Genomic DNA, 18519 nt, shown 5'->3' on the forward strand with positions numbered 1-18519 from the left:
CACGAAAATTGCGAGTGCGGCGTTGCATAGCCTGGTAATAGGCCGGCTATACCCTGCGCTTCAAAAACCGCACACTCCACCCTGTCCAACTACCGGATTCAGGGTTATTTCGAAAGAACCTCCCGGACCTTCGCAAAGGCTTGGCCGACGAAATTCATCTGCTCTCTGGTATGGACTGCACTGACGCTGCATCGTACCAGAGAGCTGCCTTCAGGCGCGGCAGGCGGCAGGATCAGATTCACATAAATACCATTTTCAAGGAGGCCCTTCCATAAAGCGAGGGCTTGTTGCGGGCTGTCCAGTATGGTTGCGATAACAGGGCTGGGTTCTGGTCCCAGGCAATAGCCAAGCTGCTGCAGATCGGAATACAGCTGATGAACGTTATCCCAGAGTTGGCTGCGAAGCTGGGTGCCGTCCCGCAACAGCTTTAAGGCTGCCCGTGTTGAAGCAATGGTGGCTGGGGTAGGGGATGCAGTGAATATATACGGTCGGCTGATATATCGCAACTGGTCAAGTTGAGGGTGATTGCTGACACAATAACCCCCGATACCGCCGAGGCTTTTGCTGAAAGTGCCGGTAATGAAATCAACCTCATCGATAAGCCCCGTCTCTTCCACCAGTCCTTGGCCGGTATGGCCCAGAACGCCCAGAGAATGGGCTTCATCTAATAAAAGAATACTGTTGTGGGCATTTTTTAATTCCACAATTTCAGCCAGGGGCGCCTTGTCACCCAGCATGCTGTAAATACCTTCCGCAATGATCAGGGTGGATCGTGAACGTTCTCCCAGACGTCGCAGGCGTTTATCCAGATCAGCCATGTCATTATGGCGAAACCGGATGATCTCCGCGCCGCTTAGCCTGCATCCATCATAAATGCTCGCATGCGAGTCGCCATCGATCAGGACAACATCGCCCGGTCCCGCCAGACCGGAAATTGTTGCGAGGTTTGCCTGATAGCCAGTTGTAAAGACGATGCATGAGTGGCAGTGATAAAAATCCGCGAGCTCGTGCTCGAGAGCGCGATGCCCGATATAACTCCCGTTTGCCATGCGTGAACCCGTGGTTCCCGTGCCTTCGCTTTCTATGGCTTCATGTGCAGCCTGCTTGCATTCCGGTGCAAAGGTGAGGCCCAGGTAATTGTTTGTACCCAGGAACAGTATGCGGTGGTCGCCTATTTTCGCTTCTGTCGAGGAATAAATCTCGTCGATGGGCATGCCAAAAACTTCCACGCCTTCTGGCAACAAGGCTTTTCGCGCAGCCGCAACGGCGTCGAGCTTATCGAGCAAACTCATTGCCTGGCCACCTCGATCCGCTGAATCAGATTGACGAGCTCATGCACGGTTTGCACATCCGCAAGGGCATTGATCGGCACGGAGATATCGAATTCATCCTCGATCTCCATTATCAGGTTCAGCAATTTGACAGAATCGATCGCAAGCTCATTGATAAGATCGGTCTGCGCTGTAATCTCCACATCAGGGCCGGTAAATTGCCTCAAATGGAAGCGGAGTTTCTCCAGGATATCGTTGTAAGTGCTTGCCATGCTCAGTTCCATGAATTTTTTATCGCGGGAATTATATCGCTTGAGATAACGCGTCGTTCAACCGTATGCGAGGTTGCCAATGGGGGAGTGCCTGGGTTAAAGGGGTGATATCGCAGACCCAGTTCTCATGCCTCAGTTCCCGGACCTTTCCAGGCGTTAGCATGGGCGAATAGCCGAGCAGCCGGGCGCTCCACAAATTGATATTTGCAATCACTGAAATCAGGGGTGTTGGTAAAAATACGCAATGCACCCGCCGCTTCCAGACTTGCTGCGCGATAAAGGCAACGGACTGGCAATCGTAGCCACCGGGTTTGCCGTCATCGAGTTCATAAATCCCTTTTATGGGGATACCGGTCGATAGCCAGCAGAGCATGGCAGCTACCAGGTCACTGACATGCAGCAAACCAAATCGCATTGCCGCCTGGCCCACCATCGGTAATATTCCGCGACGGGTAGCCCTGAAAAGAGGACTCATTTCCTTATCCCCCGGTCCATAGACTGCGGTTGGACGAAAAACTGCGCAAGGCATGACATGAGAGTGGTCAATCAGCAGCTGTTCCGCAATGTGCTTGCTCGTTGCGTACCATGAGAGTTCGGGCTGTCTGGCGGCCAGGGAGGATATCAAAAGAAAGCGCGGCGGCGAATCCCGCTGTATCGATGCACGTACAAGATTGCGCGTGCCTTCTACGTTAGTATGAAGAAAATCCTCGAGCGATCTGCCACGGACCTGGCCAGCGCAATGCACAACGGCGGAAACATCCTTGACGAGGTTTTGCAGCGCCTCAGGATTATCCAAATCCCCTTCGATCCAATGGGTGGATTCATCGTCAGGCCGTGGCCGCCTGGTCAATGCCCGGACTTTCCAGCCTTCCTTGATCAGAGCCCTTACCAGCGCGCCACCGATGAATCCGGTGGCGCCGGTAACTGCTACTGATTCAGGCATGGACTTCTTATTTGTCTCGAGACTCGGCAGCAGATAACTGGTCTGTCAATTGCGTCCGCTGCAAGAACCCCTGACGGGCGGCAAAGCGAGATAACTTGCCCGATGACGTGCGGGGCAAGGTGTGAGGTGGAACCAATTCAACCAGGCAGTTTACGCCAAAAGCCATATATACGAGGCGCTGCAATCGAGTGGTAAGAGACTGCCGGTCCGTTATCGAAGTCAAACGACATTCTATTACCAGAACGATCGTGGTTACATCGTTAGCATCCGTTATGCCGAAGGCTGAAGCTTCCCGCGTTCTTACCTCGGGCTGCTGTTCCGCGAGTTCTTCAATATCCTGAGCACGGATATTGCGGCCATTAACGATAATGACGTCGGTGCGGCGTCCGGTGACATAGAGATCGCCTTCGAAAAGGAATCCAAGGTCGCCTGTGTCAAGCCAGTTTCCGGGCCGGAGCGTTTTGCTGGTATCCTCCGGATTATTAAAATAGCCAGTCATGATACTGCTGCCCTGGACGAGCACACTCCCCACCCTCAGATCAGGCAGGCTTTCTCCCGTGTCGCCAATGACTTTAACGGTATGCTCAGGCAATGGCCGGCCGCAATTCACAAACTCGCTGAATTTCCTGCCTTCGGCTTGCAAGCGGACCGCAATTTTTTTGTCAACCAATGTTCCAGCGTCGACACACAAGCTTTGAAAGCCTTGTCCAATCTGGGAGAAGGTGACAGCCAGCGTGGATTCAGCCAATCCATAGCATGGCAGGAAGGCTCTCGCATCAAAACCCGCGGGAGCAAATTTTTCCGCAAAATTTCTCAAGGTGTCTGGACGTATCATCTCTGCGCCTACACCCGCGGCGCGCCAACTGCTCAGATCGAGATCTTCCAGATCAGAATCCCTTACCCTTAACGTGCACAGCTTGAGGCCAAAGGGCTGGCTGAAAGCAACCGTGGCGCGATTACGGCTGATCAGCCTCAACCATTGCAGAGGTCTGATGGCAAAATCGCGAGTAGCCAGGTAGTCCACCGAAACTTGAGCTACCATCGGCGCCATTACCATGCCAACCAGACCCATGTCATGGTAGAAGGGCAGCCATGAGGCGCAGCGGTCTCCCGGGCGTATTTCGAGCCCGTTACGCACGATCCCCCTCAGATTGCTCATCAATGACCGCTCCGTGATAATCACACCACGCGGTCCGCGGGTGCTGCCGGAGGTGAATTGAAGGTAGGCAATTTCGTCTGGATGATTCGGTTTAAGCTCCAGATCGGAAACAGGAAGTTTTCCCAGTTGATCCGGCGTACCGACCCAACGCAACCGCCGTGACCCTTCGGCAGCTTCCTGAAGGAAATTTATATAGTCGATGTTGGCCAGCGCGGCGCTCGCCTGGCCACTTTCAAGCATTCCCCTCAGTTGCTGCACATATATGGCGTGGCTGCCCAGATTGACAGGAACCGGCATTGCAAAAGGGACCAGGCCAGCATAACGGCACGCAAAGAATAATTCGATGAATTCGGGAGTGGTGTCGGCGATGATTGCCACCCGCTCGCCATATGTCAATCCGAGTCCCGCCAGCTTCTGAGCGCTGGCGCAGGCGTTTCTCCTCAGCGTTTGATAGGGCAGCACCGAGCGCAGATTACCCTTGGCATCGTAAAAGTTATATCCCGCATTTCCGGCTGCCGCGTATTCCAGGGCTCCAGTCAAAGTCTCAAAGTCAGCCAGTCGTTGAGGCTGGGTATTGGACGTTGGCGTGGGGATTGTTGCCATTGGCGACTCGCCTGATAGTCGAGGATCAAACGCTTGCGTTAGCGGAGCGTTCAACTTTGCTATTGTTGAACTCAAGGCTTTCCCCTCCAAATTAATGGTACTGGTCATCTTTTTATGTATAGGTACGGTCAGACATGCTTCTCTTGCTTATAAAATCTGCACTTCAGCTTGCAAAAGCGCTCAAGTGACATCCAATTCCCGATAAACCGATTGTAACGGTATTGCAATCAAAAAGGCTTGTCGAGCGGGTAGTGCTTTAATTTAAATAATTAATTATGCCATTTCGCATTGCAGTGTGCCGATTGCCGTCAATAATGGATCAAACACGTAAAAACTCGGGCTTCAAGGTATTTTTCGAGCCTGCAATGCTATTGAAATAATTTTTCAAACCCATCCGGGCTCGCAAGAGAGCGAAGGTTGCATTTTGTACGAGTTGCGAACCAATATAAAGAAATTTTGGAGAATCGAAGAGGAAGGTGTGTCTTTTTTGCAACAACATGAGGATCGAAAAAAACATGGCAGAATGGGATTCAGGATTTCAGCTTTCCACCCATTTTCTCGCATCGGCGTAGTTGCTGAAGACCCGTATGTCCGCAGTGATGAAAAGATTGGATACCCATGCGCTCCAGGTCTGCCACTGATCCTGGGTAACGATGGCGACGCGGTTAAATTCGCTGCCGTGTTCCCGTATGAACTTGATGTCTTCCCATGCGACATCGATGGTATAACTCAGCATGTCGCGCCAGTCGAACAGTACGTTCATCTTGCGCAGAGAACGGGATTTGGCCATTACCTGGTCTTCAAACTGCTTGTAATCCGCCAAGGTAAACTCACCGAAAACAGCAATGTTTATAAGATTATCGGATTCTTCGATGGCAATCATGATTTGCTACCCAATGTAATTTAATGGCATGGGGCCTTAATGGTATGGGGCCGGTGCTAGGGAAGCGCTGAACAAGCTATAGCTATATTCAGCGGTTTCCTAAATGCTAAATGCCTGCCTTGAAGGCGCGGCTGATGTGCGATTCAAGTTTTCGCTGCAAAAAACCATGAAAATGCGCCATTCCATCTTCCATAGGCGACTGGTAGGGTCCGACTTCATTGATACCTTGCACATACAGGGCGCGCCGTCCGGCGGTCATGAGCTTGCAAATTTCGTCATCTTCCAGCGCGGTTTCGTGATAGGCGGCCTGCTCGGCTTCGATGAATTCCCGTTCGAATAAAACCAGCTCTTCCGGATAATAAAATTCGACTACGTTTCTGCAACGTTCTGCCCCTAGCGGGAGCAAAGTACTGATTATCAATGCATGAGGGTACCATTCAAGCATTATATTCGGATAGTAGAGCATCCAGATGGCTCCATATGCCGGCATTTCACCTCCCGCTTGCCGCAATATCTGCTCCTGCCACCGGGCGTAGACGGGTGTGCCGGGACGCGTAAGACCGCGGTTGATTCCCACGGTTTGTACGTTGTACCAGTCACCAAATTCCCAGGTGAGCTCACCCGTATTCACAAAATTGCTCAAGCCCGGATGATACGTTTCGACATGATAGTCTTCCAGATATACTTCGATGAAGGTTTTCCAGTTGCATTCGTAATCCTCTATCTGCACCCTATCCAGTACATGGCCCGAAAAATCGAACTGGTTCATGACCTGAAGCCGCGCCAGATCGCGAGCCACATTCCGCTTGCCCGCAAACAGGAGTCCGTTCCAGTTTTGTAACGGCGTACTGCCAAGATTCAGGCAGGGCTTTTCCGAAAAATGCGGAGCACCCAGCAGCGTTCCGTTCATATCGTAGGTCCACCGGTGTATAGGGCAAACGATATTTCTTGCATTGCCGCGGCCCTTGAGCAACAGGGATTGACGATGACGGCAGACATTGGACAATAATTCGATCCCTTCACTGTTGCGCACTAAAACCTGAGCCCCCCCATGCATCCATTCCAGTACATGATAATCCCCTATATGGGGCAACATGGCTTCATGGCCCACATAGCCTGCTCCCTGATCGAAGATGAGGCGTTTTTCCAACTCCAGAATATGGGGATCAAAATACCAATCGACCGGCAATTGCGGAGAAGCTATCTGCTCGACATCAACAAAGTTTGACATATCTAGTTCCCTACACCTCCAGGAAGTAAGAAAAGATGAAATAACACACTAAAAACAAGAATAAACACCGGACTGCAGGTATAAGAGTCGCGATGTCGCAAAAAAATCCTTTTCAAGGCAGGTTTTGCGTGGTTAATTGACCTTATAATTGACCTTACCCTGCTTGATGCGTTATTTTTATAGCATTCTCGGTATTGCGCACCCTTTGCGTACACTGCGCTTATCATGACAAAGCCTGTTAAACCCGTCAAATTTTCCCGCCCTGAAAGTTTTGAGAGCGCGTTGACTGAACTCGAAGCCATCGTGGTTGAGATGGAAGCGGGACAGTTGCCGCTAGAGGCATCGCTCGTGGCCCATAAACGTGGGACAGAGCTGCTGCAGTACTGTCAGTCGCGGCTGCAGGATGCGCAACAGCAGGTACGTCTATTTGAGGCCGACGCACTGAAAAATTTCCCCCCGTCCGGTATCGATGATCGCTGATTTCCAGGACTGGGCGAAAAGTCGCCAGGCGAATATAGAATCTGTCCTGCAAACCCTCCTTCCCGCCGCAGACATTGCTCCAGAGCGCCTGCATGATGCCATGCGCTATGCTGTCCTGGGAGGAGGAAAGCGCGTTCGTCCGCTGCTGGCTTTTGCCGCGGGTGAGCTGACCGGCGCCAGCGAAGAGAGAGTGGGCATCGCGGCGGCCGCAGTCGAATTGATACATGTCTATTCATTGGTGCATGATGACCTGCCCTGCATGGATGATGACGTGCTGCGGCGGGGAAAGCCGACTTGTCATATCCAGTATGATGAAGCCATTGCTCTGCTGACGGGAGACAGCCTGCAGAGCCTGGCATTTCAATTGCTCGCGGAGCATCGCCTGGCTGATGATGCGCAAACGCAACTCGAAATGATCAGGCGGCTGGCTCAGGCCGCCGGCTCGCGAGGCATGGCAGGCGGACAGGCCGTGGATCTCGACAGTGTTGGGAAGGCATTGAGTTTGCCGGAGCTGGAATTTATGCATATCCATAAAACCGGCGCACTCATCCGTGCAGCAGTTATGTTAGGAGCATATTGCGGAGCATCGCTCGGCGAGAGCGAAGCGGTAAATCTCGATCATTTTGCCAAATGCATTGGCCTGGCTTTCCAGGTGGTCGACGATGTGCTCGATGCGGAGGCCACGACGGCGACCCTGGGAAAAACCGCGGGAAAAGATGCGGAAAATAACAAGCCGACGTATATAAGCCTCCTGGGCGCGAGGCAGGCCCGTGAGCTGGCTGAAGGATTGCGTCGCGATGCCTGCCAGTCACTGGAGATTTTCGGTGCGAAGGCGGAACGGTTGCGTCAGGTAACGGATTTCATCATTCAGCGAAATTTCTGAACAGTATTTTTATCAGAAAAATATTTTATCTTTCAGGATTTAAATGTATCCACTGCTTGACACCATCATCACCCCTTCAAAATTGCGGGCGCTGGAACGCAGGATGTTGCCGCAGCTTGCCGACGAGTTGCGCCAGTTCCTGGTTGAATCGGTTGCCAGGACAGGTGGCCACCTGTCTTCGAACCTGGGCACGGTAGAGCTGACGATCGCGTTGCATTATGTATTCAACACGCCCCATGATCGCCTGGTATGGGACGTCGGACATCAGACCTATGCGCACAAAATACTGACCGGGCGCCGCGAAGGCATGAAGAAATTGCGCATGCATGGCGGAATCGCTGGATTTCCGCGGCGCGATGAAAGCGAATACGATGCTTTCGGCACGGCGCATTCCAGTACTTCCATCAGTGCCGCTCTCGGGATGGCTGTCGCCTCGCAGCAGGAAGGAAAGAGCAGACGCGTGGTGGCCGTGATCGGCGATGGCGCGATGAGTGCGGGGATGGCGTTCGAGGCATTGAACAACGCCGGAGCGATGACTACCGATCTGCTGGTGATCCTGAATGACAACGACATGTCCATCTCGCGTCCCGTTGGCGCTCTCAACAATTACCTCGCAAGACTCATGTCCGGGCAATTCTACGCCACCGCACGCCGTGCCGGAGAGAAGATGCTGGGAGTCGTGCCCCCTGTGCTGGAACTGGCCAAGCGCGCCGAAGAGCATGTCAAAGGCATGGTGACGCCCAGCACGATGTTCGAGGAGTTCGGATTTAATTATATCGGGCCTATCGATGGCCATGACCTCGATGTGCTGGTAAGCACACTCAACAATATCAAACACCTGGATGGTCCGCAATTCCTTCACGTGGTGACGCGCAAGGGCGCTGGCTACAAAGCCGCGGAGGACGATCCCATTCTTTATCACGGCGTGGCCAAGTTTAACCCCGATGCCGGCATTCTGCCCAAAGGCGGCGGCAAGCCGTCATATACCCAGATTTTTGGCGACTGGCTATGCGACATGGCGGCATTGGACCAGCGCTTGGTCGGGATCACCCCGGCAATGCGGGAGGGCTCGGGACTCGTGAAATTCTCCGAAGAGTACCCTGATCGATATTTCGACGTAGGTATCGCCGAGCAGCATGCCGTAACTTTTGCCGCGGGCCTTGCTTGCGACGGCATCAAGCCGGTTGTCGCCATTTATTCCACTTTCCTGCAACGGGCCTACGATCAGTTGATTCATGATGTCGCAATACAGAATCTTCCGGTCGTGTTCGCCATCGATCGGGCGGGGTTGGTGGGAGCGGACGGCCCTACCCATGCAGGCAGCTTTGATTTGACTTACCTGCGATGCATACCGAATATGACCGTTCTGGTTCCTGCCGATGAAAATGAATGCCGCCAGATGCTTTATACCGCATTCCAGCTGGATACACCGACGGCCGTGCGGTATCCGCGCGGTGCGGGTACCGGTGTTGTCCCGGAAAAGCAGATGCATATGCTGCCTGTCGGGCGGGGCGAAGTTCGCCGGACCGGCGAAAAAATAGCGTTACTGGCTTTTGGCAGCATGCTCAAACCGTGTCTTGAAGCAGCGGAGGAATTGAATGCCACCGTCGTCAATATGCGTTTTGTCAAGCCACTGGATGGTGATCTGGTTGCGTCCCTCGCGCAGAAATATGAATTATTGGTAACCGTGGAAGAAAATACGATCCTGGGCGGAGCAGGCAGCGCAGTGCTCGAATCGCTTTCAAGCCGGGGATTTACCGTTCCCGTGCTGCAGCTTGGCCTGCCGGATACTTTCATCGACCAGGGCGATCCAGCGCAGATGCTGGCTGATTGCGGGCTGGACAGCACGGGGATTGTCACATCAGTCCGGGCCAGGCTCTTCGACTAGGCTACCCGGTCTTTGCTGGTTCATCTCCGACGAATACACTCCCTTCCCGGGAAGCAAACTCATGAACGACATGCATTGCCCTATTGCGGATGTGCAGGGCGCGCCTGATACCCGGCTTATAGCCGTCAACGAGGCGGGCATCAGGGCCCTTAGACACCCGGTCAGGATAGCGGACAAGCATGGCCGTGAACAGCATACGGTCGCTTTATTCAATATGCGTGTCAACTTGAAGCCCCACTTCAAGGGGGTGCACATGTCCCGCTTTGTAGAGGTGCTCAACGGCCACGATTCTGAAATTTCGGTGGAGTCGTTCCAGAGCCTGCTGCGGTCAATGGTATCCCGGCTGGAAACGGAATCAGGGGTCATAGAAATGACCTTTCCTTATTTCATGAATAAAGCCGCGCCGGTGTCCCGGGTGAAAAGCCTGATGGACTACCAGGTGACTTTTATCGGCAAAATCGAAGAGGGGAGCTATACGTTTACCTTGAAGGTGGTCGTGCCTGTCACCAGCCTGTGCCCCTGCTCCAAGCAAATTTCCGCCTATGGTGCGCATAACCAGCGTTCCCATATAACCCTATCCGTCCGTATCAATGCGCCTGTATGGATTGAGGATGTCGTGGAGATGGCGGAAAGCCAGGCTTCGTGCGAGCTCTACGGACTGCTGAAACGTTCCGATGAGAAACACGTTACCGAGAAGGCTTATGGAAATCCAAAATTCGTGGAGGACGTAGTACGTGATGTAGCAACGATATTGAATCAGGACGGGCGCATAGACGCTTACGTGGTCGAGTCGGAAAATTTCGAGTCCATCCACAATCATTCCGCTTATGCAATGATCGAGCGGGACAAGCGTCCTTGCCCGATATCGGACATATAGCAACGGCTATGAAGAAAGGTGGCGCGCCATAGTCTGCCTTATGAATACTTCACTGATAAAAAGGGCCAAATTGACCTTTTCTGGCGGGACAGGTATATTACAAGGTTTTCCGGGGTGTAGCGTAGCCTGGTAGCGCGCCTGGTTTGGGACCAGGATGTCGGGAGTTCAAATCTCTCCACCCCGACCATTCACGCAGTCTGGAGTGAAGTCCGGCTTGAGAGGTGCCCGTAGCTCAACCGGATAGAGCACCAGCCTTCTAAGCTGGGGGTTACAGGTTCGATTCCTGTCGGGCACGCCACAAGATCCTGCGGCGGAAGAGGTATAAAAAATTAAAGCAAGGCAATGATTTTCCGGTGGTGGCTGTAGCTCAGCGGTAGAGTCCCGGATTGTGATTCCGGTTGTCGTGGGTTCGATCCCCATCAGCCACCCCATAAATTCAAAGACTTGCAGAGAAGCGGTCTTTTTTATTGCCCCGATTTTGAAAAATGTAACCAATTTGTAACCGATATATAGGAAAAGAACTCATGCAAGCTGTTTTATCAGCTTGCATAAACCGAGCAGTCGGGTGGCGCCGCCGTGTGACTGCGGAAAACTAGAATAGGCGCTAAAGTCTGAATGCACCTAACCCTGGCTCATCAAGAGACTTGGTGCAGTTGAAGAAGGGGCCTTATGGGCAAACCAGCTTTGACAAGTTCAGCAGCGTTGCATCATCGTATCGGAGCGTTTGCTGGATTGTTTGCGATCTTTGTCGCTTGCTTCCCGCCCGCTGCCGCTTTTGCTTTGGCGATCGCGGTGTCGGCGTTTCTAGCGAAGCTGTAACGCGGCAGCTCGGTGGCTCGTACAGCTTAGGCTGGCGAGCCACTCCTTCCATCTCTGAAATTGCAGACGTCTGCAATTTTCGCGCGGTAACCGACCGTCACGAATCGTGGAGCTGGTGGTTACTTTTTTGTTTCCAATATATAAGCTAATAGCCAGCTTTTTTAATATAAAGAAGATAGTGTTTAAACACGAGCTTTCGGAAAACTAGATAGCCACCTCCACCGATTACTAAGAATATCAGCGCGAATGTCGCGCCCGGCCCAGACGAAAAAACCTCTGCGATATCATTGTCTGATCCAAGGAGTTGTCCGAGAAACCCAACTACGATAAAGCTTAGGCCAACAATCGAATCTACTTTTGTTTCAACTACCGTCTTTGGCTCATCAGCTCCGTAGAATGATATTGCCTCTCGATATGCCTGTTTTCCTTGAGATATAAATCCCCATACAAGAATAAACGCACCACCGGCATCATATAGCAGCCCTATTCGAGAAAGGATAAACCAATCAATCAATAACATAACTTATTCTCCGCAGTTAAAGTATCAGCACAGACCACCCCCCCGAAATATACCATTGGTATAATGACAAAACAATATGTTTGTGTAATTTTACGTGTTTTAGGGCAGAGGGGAAAACTATCAGCATTTTGATAAACAAAAACCCCAGCCTTTTGAGCTGGGGTTTCTTTTGGCACTGCCTGCCACGCAACCAGGATAGCTGCTGCTGGCTGTCGGGGTTATCGCACTGACCGACTGACCGGGCGCATTACGGCTGCGCCTGCCGGCCTGCACTTAAGGTCTTACCCCGGTCACTACCGCTAGGGCTGCGGGGTAGGTTACTGCCACATCCACGCGGGTATGGCATGCAAAACCGATCTCCCCGGTTCCGGCATACAGCTCTTTCAGAAGTTGCACCGATACGCCTTCGCGCATGAAGTAGATCACGCTGGAAAAATCTCCCAGGTAAATCTCTGTGCAATCCGTGGATGTGCCGACTGTCAGGTTATTCGGGATCTGACTGGTTGCGATGAACCGGGTATTGTCGAGAATCTTGGGCTGTTGGCGTGGCTGATTGGTGGTATCCAGTAACCCAGCCAAACCTGTCAACGATCTCGGGCTCATGATGGCCGCCGTCGGCATCGGACCATTGGCAGCCAGAATTGCCTGAATCCCGCTGATAAAGTTGCTGTATGCCGTGGTAGCCAGCGAGGCGCCATTATTGCCGTTGGTTACGGCTTGAATGCCGGTTGTATTGAGGATACCGCGTATTTCTGGTGCGGTCCCGCTGCCGCGCAAACCGGCACGATCCAGTTCCTTCGCGAAGGCCTGGGCGATGGCATTGAATAGTGCCTGGTCCAGGTTGCTGGAATCATTCAATAGCTCGCGGCTTATCTTGAACTGAAAACTGAGGGATTGGGGGATGATGTCAACAGATCGGAAAACTGGCTCACTGGTTGCCAATGCGCCCGCTTCCAACCGCCAGGCTGCGGTAGGAACGCTACTGATTGCAGCAATGCGATAATTCTTTGCTCCCTCTTCCAGCTTCGCCACTCCCGCTCCAGCTGTCAGCAGAGAACTAACCGGCACCATTGCTTCCAGCATCTGCATCTGAAGATAAGAAGGCAATGTAAACCCGCCAGCCGCATCGGTGCCGACAAGCAATGAATTGCGCACAGATTCAGTGAGGCGCATTCCTGCCACACCGCGCATGAATTCGCCCATGCTGGCTTTAGGCAAGTTGCTTTCGTTTGAAGTGGGGAAGGCAGTTTGAAGTTGATCGCGGAAGTTGCCCTTATTGGCGAACGCTACAGGGATCTTGGCGCCAGTTTCAGGATTGCGCCATTCGATACCTTCAGCCCGGGAAAAGCCGCCAAAGCTCGCATCGAGTTCTTTCTGAGCCGAATTTATCCTTCGCTCAAGGGAATCGATTTCGGCAAAGTTTCTATCTATTTTTTGCTGAACTTCATTAATTTTGCTGCCTGGATTTTCATCGAGCAATTTACGCGTTTCCCTCGCAAGAAATTGCATTTTTTCTCTCATTTCCTTAATACCTTGTCCCGCTGCGGCCATGGTGAAACTCCTGTTGTTTATGGAGTCTCCATATTTCCACGAGCCAGCGGCGCGCCGCAATTGCGCAAAATGTATCATTTCGGATCAGTTTGCGCGTAGATGCTTTTTTCACGCGCTTCCAGCTCTTTCATGAGCAACCAGGCGCGTACTTCGCGAGCTCTCACCATTTTTATACCAGGCGAAAGCTCGATAAAACGCGGGAATGTCGGGTCTTTCTTCATGATCCGGACCAGCGTGTGGCGGCTGAATCCCAGCATATCCGCTACCCCCTTTTTTCTCAGCAGCCTGTCATCGGGGATTTCCATTAGTGAAGGCTCCCTCTTGGCTCCTGGGCGACAAGCAGAGCCTTGGCGCCTTCCAGGTTGGCAATGTGAGTCTTGAGTATCGCGGTAAAGATGGCACGCCCAAGCGCTTCAAATGGTCCGCTCGCGCCTATGGTCGCAAGCGCATCTGTTACATCAGCCAGAGGCTTGGCTTCATCAAGCAGGAAGTGCTGCGCTACCAGGTTGATTGCATCATCTGTTTCTATAGTCATTTCGTAACTCCATCGTTAAGGTCAATCCATGCAGATGTCTGCACCATGCCAGAGGAATACCCCCCTCCTGAAACTCCCGCACGTAAAAATTCGATTAAGCACACGGTCTAGAGAGGGAAAGTCGTAGACTTTTAACCCGCCCCCCCGAACAATCAACTTGCTCATTTAAGGTGTTCAAGTGAGCATCTTTATGAAACCCTTTATCCATGCGGGTTTCAGCCAAGTTGCTCAAGGTGCTCATGGGAGTAGGCAGGTTAGGCAACTTGCTAAACGTGCTCAGACTCATGGACAGCCTGAGCAACTTACCTATAAGCCTTATATATAGTTGTTGTTGGGTAAGTTGTTCAGTGAACAGGTTATGTGAGCATCTTTGTGATAGCGTGAGCGTCTTACTCATGGTCCGCTTCCAGTGTCATTTGTGGGCTTTTGTGTTCCTCCGGCAGAGTCCAAACCCATGCACCATCGCCCGCCACGCCACCGATACGCTGCGGCTTGATGGCGAGTGCCGCTTGTGCTCGCCGGATTGTTGCCCAGGAATACCCTGCTTCCTTCGCATGCTTCTTCACATCGTTGCTCGGTACCGGTCCACTTGATAGCACATCACTCAGCCATTCGGCCGCATCGCCGGCGAGCGTGCTTTCGTGATCACCTTGGTCATCATCCCGGCCAAGCGCCTCATCGGCTGATATGGATATGCATTCGTCTTCCCATGCCACACGCGGCACGCCATCCACTTCCTCGATGCGATAGGCCATGCCGGTAGCGTCTGGCCCCAGGTTATTCTTGAGTGGCAGGAACAAGCGCCTGGCGGGATCACCCTTGTCCCGCGTTACCAGGAAAGCGGCACGCGCGGCCGCCACGAATGCCAGGCTCCCCGTTGCACGATAGAGTGCCGATCCGCCCGTGCCCTTGTTCAGGTGTGTCACGAAGATGATCGCCGCGCCGATGTCGCTGGCCAGCTCGGATAGTGGTGCGATCACGCCCCGCACCTCGGCATTGTTGTGCGAGTCCGCGCCATCCAGGTAAGCAGATACTGGATCCACCACGATCAGGCGGCATTGCGGCAGAGATAAGGCAGCTTCGCGGATGGGCTCCAGGTCACGCCGCAGACTCAGCAGCCGCGTTTCCGGGTCCCCGTCCTGGTTCAGGCTTTCCACCCCGCCGACGATATGCACCCGCGACGGATCGGCCCCCACAACATCGAGGCGCGGCCGAATGGTATCGGCCGGATCATCCTCGGCCGAGACGAACAGCACATCACCCAGTGGGCAGGCACCCCCGCCTGCTGGCCAGAATCTACCGGTTGAGACGTGCGCCGCCAGGTTGACGGTAAGCATACTTTTTCCCAGGCCCGGATCGCCGGCGATCAGGGTGGGCTTGCCCAGCGCGATTTTTCCCGGCCAAAGCCAGCGAATAGGCTGCGGCTTGACGTCGCTCGCCCTGGTCAGCTTCAAACGGGACCGTGCAGACGTCTGCACGCCATGACCCCGGTCGATGTAGCGCTGTTGCTCCGGAGTGAGTCCGGAATTCTTGAGTTTCTTGTCCAGCGCGGCAGCGCCGCGCTCTATGCTCGAAATGGTGTTACCCATCGCATACCCCCACCGCAGCCTGAAGACGGCCCGCTGCCAGCTGCAGCCGCTTTATATCGGCCTCCGGCAGCGCCGCTCCCTTGGCCAGGTTATTCGCTGCAATCGCCACAATCAGGGCTTCGAAGGCTACGCAGCGCAGCACGTCCAGAGGATGCCAAGGCCGCTGCTCCTTCGCGCCGCTGTAGCCGTCCTGGCGCTCCGGAAACAGGTCTTCCATGGTCAACCCTACTGCCGCGAGAATGTCGCTTGCGGCGCAACCTGAAAAATCATGGATCAAAATCCGGCCATCCGGCAGCTCGCGGATGGCCAGGGAAGGCCGCTTGTCCTCATGGGCTGGGCAAAGGGAAACCCACCGGCTAGGACCGGTGGGCTTGACGCCACGAAGCAGAGACAGCAACTTGTGGGCGCTCATGGTGCATCGTCCAGGTCAGCACATGCACGCTCTTCCTTAGCAATTTGCTTATCCAGTTCAGCAAATACATCGATGCGCTTTGCGCCCTTCATGAGATATCGAGATATCTCAGTAAAAAAGCCTACCCAATAGCCTGCGGCATCAGAATCATCATCAAAGTCGATATCACGTGCGATGTAACCGAGAATGTTATTCGACACTGCGTTCGGTTCATCTTTAAGATACTGAACAAAATGCGCCGCATATTCCATTCCGATACGGCACGCCAATTCATAATCGTCGATGCGAGGAACATACCAGTGGCAACAAGGCACGCTCTCCATTTCTTTTATACATTTGGGAAGCCGTGAAAAAGGAAGCTGAACGGGGCCCAAAATTTTTCCTCTATTCGCCTTGTAGTCGTGACGTTTTGGAATAGCGGGAAGGCAGGGGGCGTATTTAGTCATGGCTCGCACCCTCCCTGTACTCGTCCACAATGGAGGAAGCTTTCTTGATGCGGTCAGCCATGTCGCACATGATTAAATGGAAGCCGGCCTTTTCTTTATCCGACAAAACATCCGGGCCGATTGCTCCGGCCATGAATACGGATATGGCAAACGCCTCATCCAGCAGGTCGATGGCGTCGCACAGCGTATTGGGATCTATGGGTGATACAGGCGCGGACGCGCCAGGGGAATTGGCTTTCATGTAAGACTCCTGACTAAGCGGTTAATGTTTTCCGCTCCCCCGCTGTCAAACGGGTGGGCGGACTCGTGCGGGTTGACAGACCGGGTCAGGACCGGCAGGGATCTCTCCCTCCCACACGAGCCACCCAAAAAGGGTGATCCATGTATGACGGACGTAAAAAAACCGCTCAGAGGCGGTTGTCCGCCTGACACACTGGCTGTCAAACCAGCCCGGTGGTTTGCACCGGTAGGGAAAGAATAATCCCGTCTGCATGTGGGTGTCAAGGCGTGGACTGATTTATTTATCATCATTGCGAACCACGCCACCGGCAAACCGCAGCTTTTCGAAGTAACCCATGGCATCCGCCAGTTCGGCTTCGGTATGGTTCGGGAAAGCCTTGAGCCAGTTTTCCTTCAGCTCTCCGACAAGTACCTCGGTATTCGCAATTGCAAGCGTTGCCAGGCTACGCTCGATGTCCCGAAGGACTTTAATTTCCTGTTCCTTCAGTATACGTCGCTCTTCAGCCCGTTCGTCCAGGTGTGCAAGTTGTGCTATACCCAAAACTAACGTGGGATGCTTCCGGATTATTTCATGTGATGGATCATCCAGATTGAATAGCCCAGCTACCACCAATGCCGCATCCAGGAGCTGATCGCTGGTATACGAAAGACCGTCCTCGCGCAGCTTGTCGGAATCGATGTCTGGCCCGCTCATTGCGCTTCCTCCTTCAGCAAAGCGCGGATTGCGGCAACAGGCCACGCCAGGCGGCCATTGATGCGAATAGGACGGATAGCGCCGTTCTCAAGGCAGGCCCAGGCGCGGAGAGTTTGCGGCTTTCTGTTCAGATGATGCGCTGCGGCATCGGTAGGGATTGCTGCGCGTGTTTCTTGCTCCAACGGCGTGAAGCGCTGATCTGCTCCTGTTTGCATGTTGAACCACCTTTAGCCATTCGGCATTGTTGATAATGGTTCAATCACGATTGGGCAAAGAGCAAAAGTCAATAGACAACAAAAAACCCGCAAAGCAAGCAGTTATGCGGGTTTCGAAAGATTCTGCGTCGTAGGCAAAGTTTGCCTAACTGAGCTTGCCGAATTTGCCTACCCAGTAGGTGGATTCCAATGTCTCAGGACGTGGCGATAAATATATTCTTCGCTGGGAAATGTTCCTTTATCTGTAGTAATTTCGTTTTTCCTGCACCACCTGGCAAGATCGGTCTTGATGTTATTTTTTTTGGGACTGCAACCATATGCTATCTGTTGGCGCCAAAGAGCGGCGGCTTGCGCCTGGATACGCATTTTCCAATTTTCTATCGGTGGCAGTGTTTCCACGTTCTGCCCAGCCTCAACCTTATCAGCTTCCTGGTTGTTGTCCTCAATGAAAGATAATATCTTTTTTTTCTCCTCACCTGATAAGTGAGCAGCGTACGCTCGTACAACCTCCGGAAAATTGCGCTCTATTCTCGCGCTGATTTCTTCCCAATCACCGAACTCAGGCACATCTTCGAATAGCTTTAAACCGGCCGCGGTGGCGGCGCGTGAACCGAACAGCTCCCGTAACGTAAACGCGCCGTGCTGCTTCTGAAATGCTCGCAGAGTGGTAACACGATAATAACTGATATGAATGAGCAGATTGCTAGCCTGGCGTTGTCTCTCAGGCATTCCGGAATAGATGGCGGAATACCTGAGTTTTTGACCAAGCATCTGATCAAGAACCGCGGTTTCAATATCATATTCCCGAAGATCGCCATAGTAATGATGAAACGTTCCATAGCAATCTTTTACATATTGCCCCAGGTCTCGTAACACGAACGCACGCAATTCCATGCGAACCTGAATATTTTTCAGGTCAACAAAACCATCCAATCTAAACACCCCTTCAGGTGTCCCTCAAAATAAGGGCGCCAGACAGGCGGTGAAGGTTTCCGCTTTTCTCCCCGT

21 protein-coding genes and 3 tRNA genes are annotated in these 18519 nt (G+C 53.0%); 7 read left to right on the forward strand and 17 right to left on the reverse strand.

Annotated features, from left to right (window positions below; translation table 11 throughout):
- Positions 1-104: 104 nt before the first annotated feature.
- The 6 genes from spt to ACZ5CE_RS01170 all read right to left on the reverse strand — a co-directional run bounded on the left by spt (position 105) and on the right by ACZ5CE_RS01170 (position 6362).
- A complete protein-coding gene (gene spt, locus ACZ5CE_RS01145; protein WP_464575927.1) occupies positions 105-1292 on the reverse strand; it encodes a serine palmitoyltransferase in 1188 nt (395 codons plus the stop codon).
- Positions 1289-1543, reverse strand: coding sequence for an acyl carrier protein (locus ACZ5CE_RS01150; protein WP_464575928.1), 255 nt, complete (start codon positions 1541-1543; stop codon positions 1289-1291). The genes spt and ACZ5CE_RS01150 overlap by 4 nt, the downstream gene beginning before the upstream one ends.
- A 31-nt stretch (positions 1544-1574) precedes the next feature.
- On the reverse strand, positions 1575-2486 hold the full coding sequence (locus ACZ5CE_RS01155) for an NAD-dependent epimerase/dehydratase family protein (RefSeq protein ID WP_464575929.1): 912 nt from the start codon (positions 2484-2486) through the stop codon (positions 1575-1577).
- A 7-nt stretch (positions 2487-2493) separates the two neighbouring features.
- On the reverse strand, positions 2494-4248 hold the full coding sequence (locus tag ACZ5CE_RS01160; RefSeq protein WP_464575930.1) for a fatty acyl-AMP ligase: 1755 nt from the start codon (positions 4246-4248) through the stop codon (positions 2494-2496).
- A 538-nt stretch (positions 4249-4786) separates the two neighbouring features.
- A complete protein-coding gene (locus ACZ5CE_RS01165; RefSeq protein ID WP_464575931.1) occupies positions 4787-5131 on the reverse strand; it encodes a SpoIIAA family protein in 345 nt (114 codons plus the stop codon).
- 106 nt (positions 5132-5237) lie between these two features.
- Positions 5238-6362, reverse strand: coding sequence for an aromatic ring-hydroxylating oxygenase subunit alpha (locus ACZ5CE_RS01170; RefSeq protein WP_464575932.1), 1125 nt, complete (start codon positions 6360-6362; stop codon positions 5238-5240).
- Positions 6363-6587: 225 nt separating this feature from the next.
- On the opposite strand from ACZ5CE_RS01170, the gene ACZ5CE_RS01175 reads away from it, so the two are divergent.
- The 7 genes from ACZ5CE_RS01175 to ACZ5CE_RS01205 all read left to right on the forward strand — a co-directional run bounded on the left by ACZ5CE_RS01175 (position 6588) and on the right by ACZ5CE_RS01205 (position 10921).
- A complete protein-coding gene (locus ACZ5CE_RS01175; RefSeq protein ID WP_464575933.1) occupies positions 6588-6842 on the forward strand; it encodes an exodeoxyribonuclease VII small subunit in 255 nt (84 codons plus the stop codon).
- On the forward strand, positions 6832-7725 hold the full coding sequence (locus tag ACZ5CE_RS01180) for a polyprenyl synthetase family protein (protein ID WP_464575934.1): 894 nt from the start codon (positions 6832-6834) through the stop codon (positions 7723-7725). Before ACZ5CE_RS01175 ends, ACZ5CE_RS01180 begins: the two co-directional genes overlap by 11 nt.
- 43 nt (positions 7726-7768) lie before the next feature.
- A complete protein-coding gene (gene dxs / locus ACZ5CE_RS01185; protein ID WP_464575935.1) occupies positions 7769-9613 on the forward strand; it encodes a 1-deoxy-D-xylulose-5-phosphate synthase in 1845 nt (614 codons plus the stop codon).
- Between the two features lie 61 nt (positions 9614-9674).
- Entirely contained in the window at positions 9675-10490 is an 816-nt protein-coding gene (gene folE2 / locus ACZ5CE_RS01190) for a GTP cyclohydrolase FolE2 (protein ID WP_464575936.1), read from the forward strand.
- Positions 10491-10600: 110 nt separating this feature from the next.
- A tRNA-Pro gene (locus tag ACZ5CE_RS01195) sits at positions 10601-10677 on the forward strand.
- Positions 10678-10711: 34 nt separating this feature from the next.
- Positions 10712-10788 (forward strand) — tRNA-Arg (locus ACZ5CE_RS01200).
- Between the two features lie 58 nt (positions 10789-10846).
- A tRNA-His gene (locus tag ACZ5CE_RS01205) sits at positions 10847-10921 on the forward strand.
- 533 nt (positions 10922-11454) lie between these two features.
- Here ACZ5CE_RS01205 and ACZ5CE_RS01210 read toward each other — a convergent pair.
- From ACZ5CE_RS01210 to ACZ5CE_RS01260, 11 genes are all read right to left on the reverse strand, one after another.
- Entirely contained in the window at positions 11455-11829 is a 375-nt protein-coding gene (locus tag ACZ5CE_RS01210) for a hypothetical protein (protein WP_464575937.1), read from the reverse strand.
- A gap of 273 nt (positions 11830-12102) precedes the next feature.
- Positions 12103-13458, reverse strand: a complete 1356-nt coding sequence (locus ACZ5CE_RS01215; protein WP_464575938.1) for a phage major capsid protein — start codon at positions 13456-13458, stop codon at positions 12103-12105.
- The gene (locus ACZ5CE_RS01220; protein ID WP_464575939.1) at positions 13455-13685 is read right to left on the reverse strand and encodes a helix-turn-helix transcriptional regulator; all 231 of its coding nucleotides are present in this window, start codon (positions 13683-13685) and stop codon (positions 13455-13457) included. The genes ACZ5CE_RS01215 and ACZ5CE_RS01220 overlap by 4 nt, the downstream gene beginning before the upstream one ends.
- Positions 13685-13915, reverse strand: a complete 231-nt coding sequence (locus tag ACZ5CE_RS01225) for a hypothetical protein (RefSeq protein ID WP_464575940.1) — start codon at positions 13913-13915, stop codon at positions 13685-13687. Before ACZ5CE_RS01225 ends, ACZ5CE_RS01220 begins: the two co-directional genes overlap by 1 nt.
- Positions 13916-14304: 389 nt before the next feature.
- Entirely contained in the window at positions 14305-15504 is a 1200-nt protein-coding gene (locus ACZ5CE_RS01230) for an AAA family ATPase (protein WP_464575941.1), read from the reverse strand.
- Positions 15497-15916 carry a DNA primase gene (locus tag ACZ5CE_RS01235; RefSeq protein WP_464575942.1) on the reverse strand — a complete coding sequence of 140 codons (420 nt, stop codon included), beginning with the start codon at positions 15914-15916 and terminating at the stop codon, positions 15497-15499. The genes ACZ5CE_RS01230 and ACZ5CE_RS01235 overlap by 8 nt, the downstream gene beginning before the upstream one ends.
- On the reverse strand, positions 15913-16362 hold the full coding sequence (locus ACZ5CE_RS01240; RefSeq protein WP_464575943.1) for a hypothetical protein: 450 nt from the start codon (positions 16360-16362) through the stop codon (positions 15913-15915). The genes ACZ5CE_RS01235 and ACZ5CE_RS01240 overlap by 4 nt, the downstream gene beginning before the upstream one ends.
- The gene (locus ACZ5CE_RS01245) at positions 16355-16603 is read right to left on the reverse strand and encodes a hypothetical protein (RefSeq protein WP_464575944.1); all 249 of its coding nucleotides are present in this window, start codon (positions 16601-16603) and stop codon (positions 16355-16357) included. Before ACZ5CE_RS01245 ends, ACZ5CE_RS01240 begins: the two co-directional genes overlap by 8 nt.
- Before the next feature lie 276 nt (positions 16604-16879).
- Entirely contained in the window at positions 16880-17296 is a 417-nt protein-coding gene (locus tag ACZ5CE_RS01250; protein ID WP_464575946.1) for a hypothetical protein, read from the reverse strand.
- Positions 17293-17511, reverse strand: coding sequence for a DNA-binding protein (locus ACZ5CE_RS01255; protein ID WP_464575947.1), 219 nt, complete (start codon positions 17509-17511; stop codon positions 17293-17295). The genes ACZ5CE_RS01250 and ACZ5CE_RS01255 overlap by 4 nt, the downstream gene beginning before the upstream one ends.
- 168 nt (positions 17512-17679) lie before the next feature.
- Positions 17680-18444 carry a hypothetical protein gene (locus ACZ5CE_RS01260; RefSeq protein WP_464575948.1) on the reverse strand — a complete coding sequence of 255 codons (765 nt, stop codon included), beginning with the start codon at positions 18442-18444 and terminating at the stop codon, positions 17680-17682.
- Between the last annotated feature and the right edge of the window lie 75 nt (positions 18445-18519).

It is taken from the genome of Nitrosospira sp. TNL200 (genome assembly GCF_055386305.1).

Bases quoted from the DNA above. Each gene is read 5' to 3' on its own strand.
- spt (WP_464575927.1), bottom strand. From the start codon at position 1,292: ATGAGTTTGCTCGATAAGCTCGACGCCGTTGCGGCTGCGCGAAAAGCC.
- ACZ5CE_RS01150 (WP_464575928.1), bottom strand. From the start codon at position 1,543: ATGGCAAGCACTTACAACGATATCCTGGAGAAACTCCGCTTCCATTTG.
- ACZ5CE_RS01155 (WP_464575929.1), bottom strand. From the start codon at position 2,486: ATGCCTGAATCAGTAGCAGTTACCGGCGCCACCGGATTCATCGGTGGC.
- ACZ5CE_RS01160 (WP_464575930.1), bottom strand. From the start codon at position 4,248: ATGGCAACAATCCCCACGCCAACGTCCAATACCCAGCCTCAACGACTG.
- ACZ5CE_RS01165 (WP_464575931.1), bottom strand. From the start codon at position 5,131: ATGATTGCCATCGAAGAATCCGATAATCTTATAAACATTGCTGTTTTC.
- ACZ5CE_RS01170 (WP_464575932.1), bottom strand. From the start codon at position 6,362: ATGTCAAACTTTGTTGATGTCGAGCAGATAGCTTCTCCGCAATTGCCG.
- ACZ5CE_RS01175 (WP_464575933.1), top strand. From the start codon at position 6,588: ATGACAAAGCCTGTTAAACCCGTCAAATTTTCCCGCCCTGAAAGTTTT.
- ACZ5CE_RS01180 (WP_464575934.1), top strand. From the start codon at position 6,832: ATGATCGCTGATTTCCAGGACTGGGCGAAAAGTCGCCAGGCGAATATA.
- dxs (WP_464575935.1), top strand. From the start codon at position 7,769: ATGTATCCACTGCTTGACACCATCATCACCCCTTCAAAATTGCGGGCG.
- folE2 (WP_464575936.1), top strand. From the start codon at position 9,675: ATGAACGACATGCATTGCCCTATTGCGGATGTGCAGGGCGCGCCTGAT.
- ACZ5CE_RS01210 (WP_464575937.1), bottom strand. From the start codon at position 11,829: ATGTTATTGATTGATTGGTTTATCCTTTCTCGAATAGGGCTGCTATAT.
- ACZ5CE_RS01215 (WP_464575938.1), bottom strand. From the start codon at position 13,458: ATGATACATTTTGCGCAATTGCGGCGCGCCGCTGGCTCGTGGAAATAT.
- ACZ5CE_RS01220 (WP_464575939.1), bottom strand. From the start codon at position 13,685: ATGGAAATCCCCGATGACAGGCTGCTGAGAAAAAAGGGGGTAGCGGAT.
- ACZ5CE_RS01225 (WP_464575940.1), bottom strand. From the start codon at position 13,915: ATGACTATAGAAACAGATGATGCAATCAACCTGGTAGCGCAGCACTTC.
- ACZ5CE_RS01230 (WP_464575941.1), bottom strand. From the start codon at position 15,504: ATGGGTAACACCATTTCGAGCATAGAGCGCGGCGCTGCCGCGCTGGAC.
- ACZ5CE_RS01235 (WP_464575942.1), bottom strand. From the start codon at position 15,916: ATGAGCGCCCACAAGTTGCTGTCTCTGCTTCGTGGCGTCAAGCCCACC.
- ACZ5CE_RS01240 (WP_464575943.1), bottom strand. From the start codon at position 16,362: ATGACTAAATACGCCCCCTGCCTTCCCGCTATTCCAAAACGTCACGAC.
- ACZ5CE_RS01245 (WP_464575944.1), bottom strand. From the start codon at position 16,603: ATGAAAGCCAATTCCCCTGGCGCGTCCGCGCCTGTATCACCCATAGAT.
- ACZ5CE_RS01250 (WP_464575946.1), bottom strand. From the start codon at position 17,296: ATGAGCGGGCCAGACATCGATTCCGACAAGCTGCGCGAGGACGGTCTT.
- ACZ5CE_RS01255 (WP_464575947.1), bottom strand. From the start codon at position 17,511: ATGCAAACAGGAGCAGATCAGCGCTTCACGCCGTTGGAGCAAGAAACA.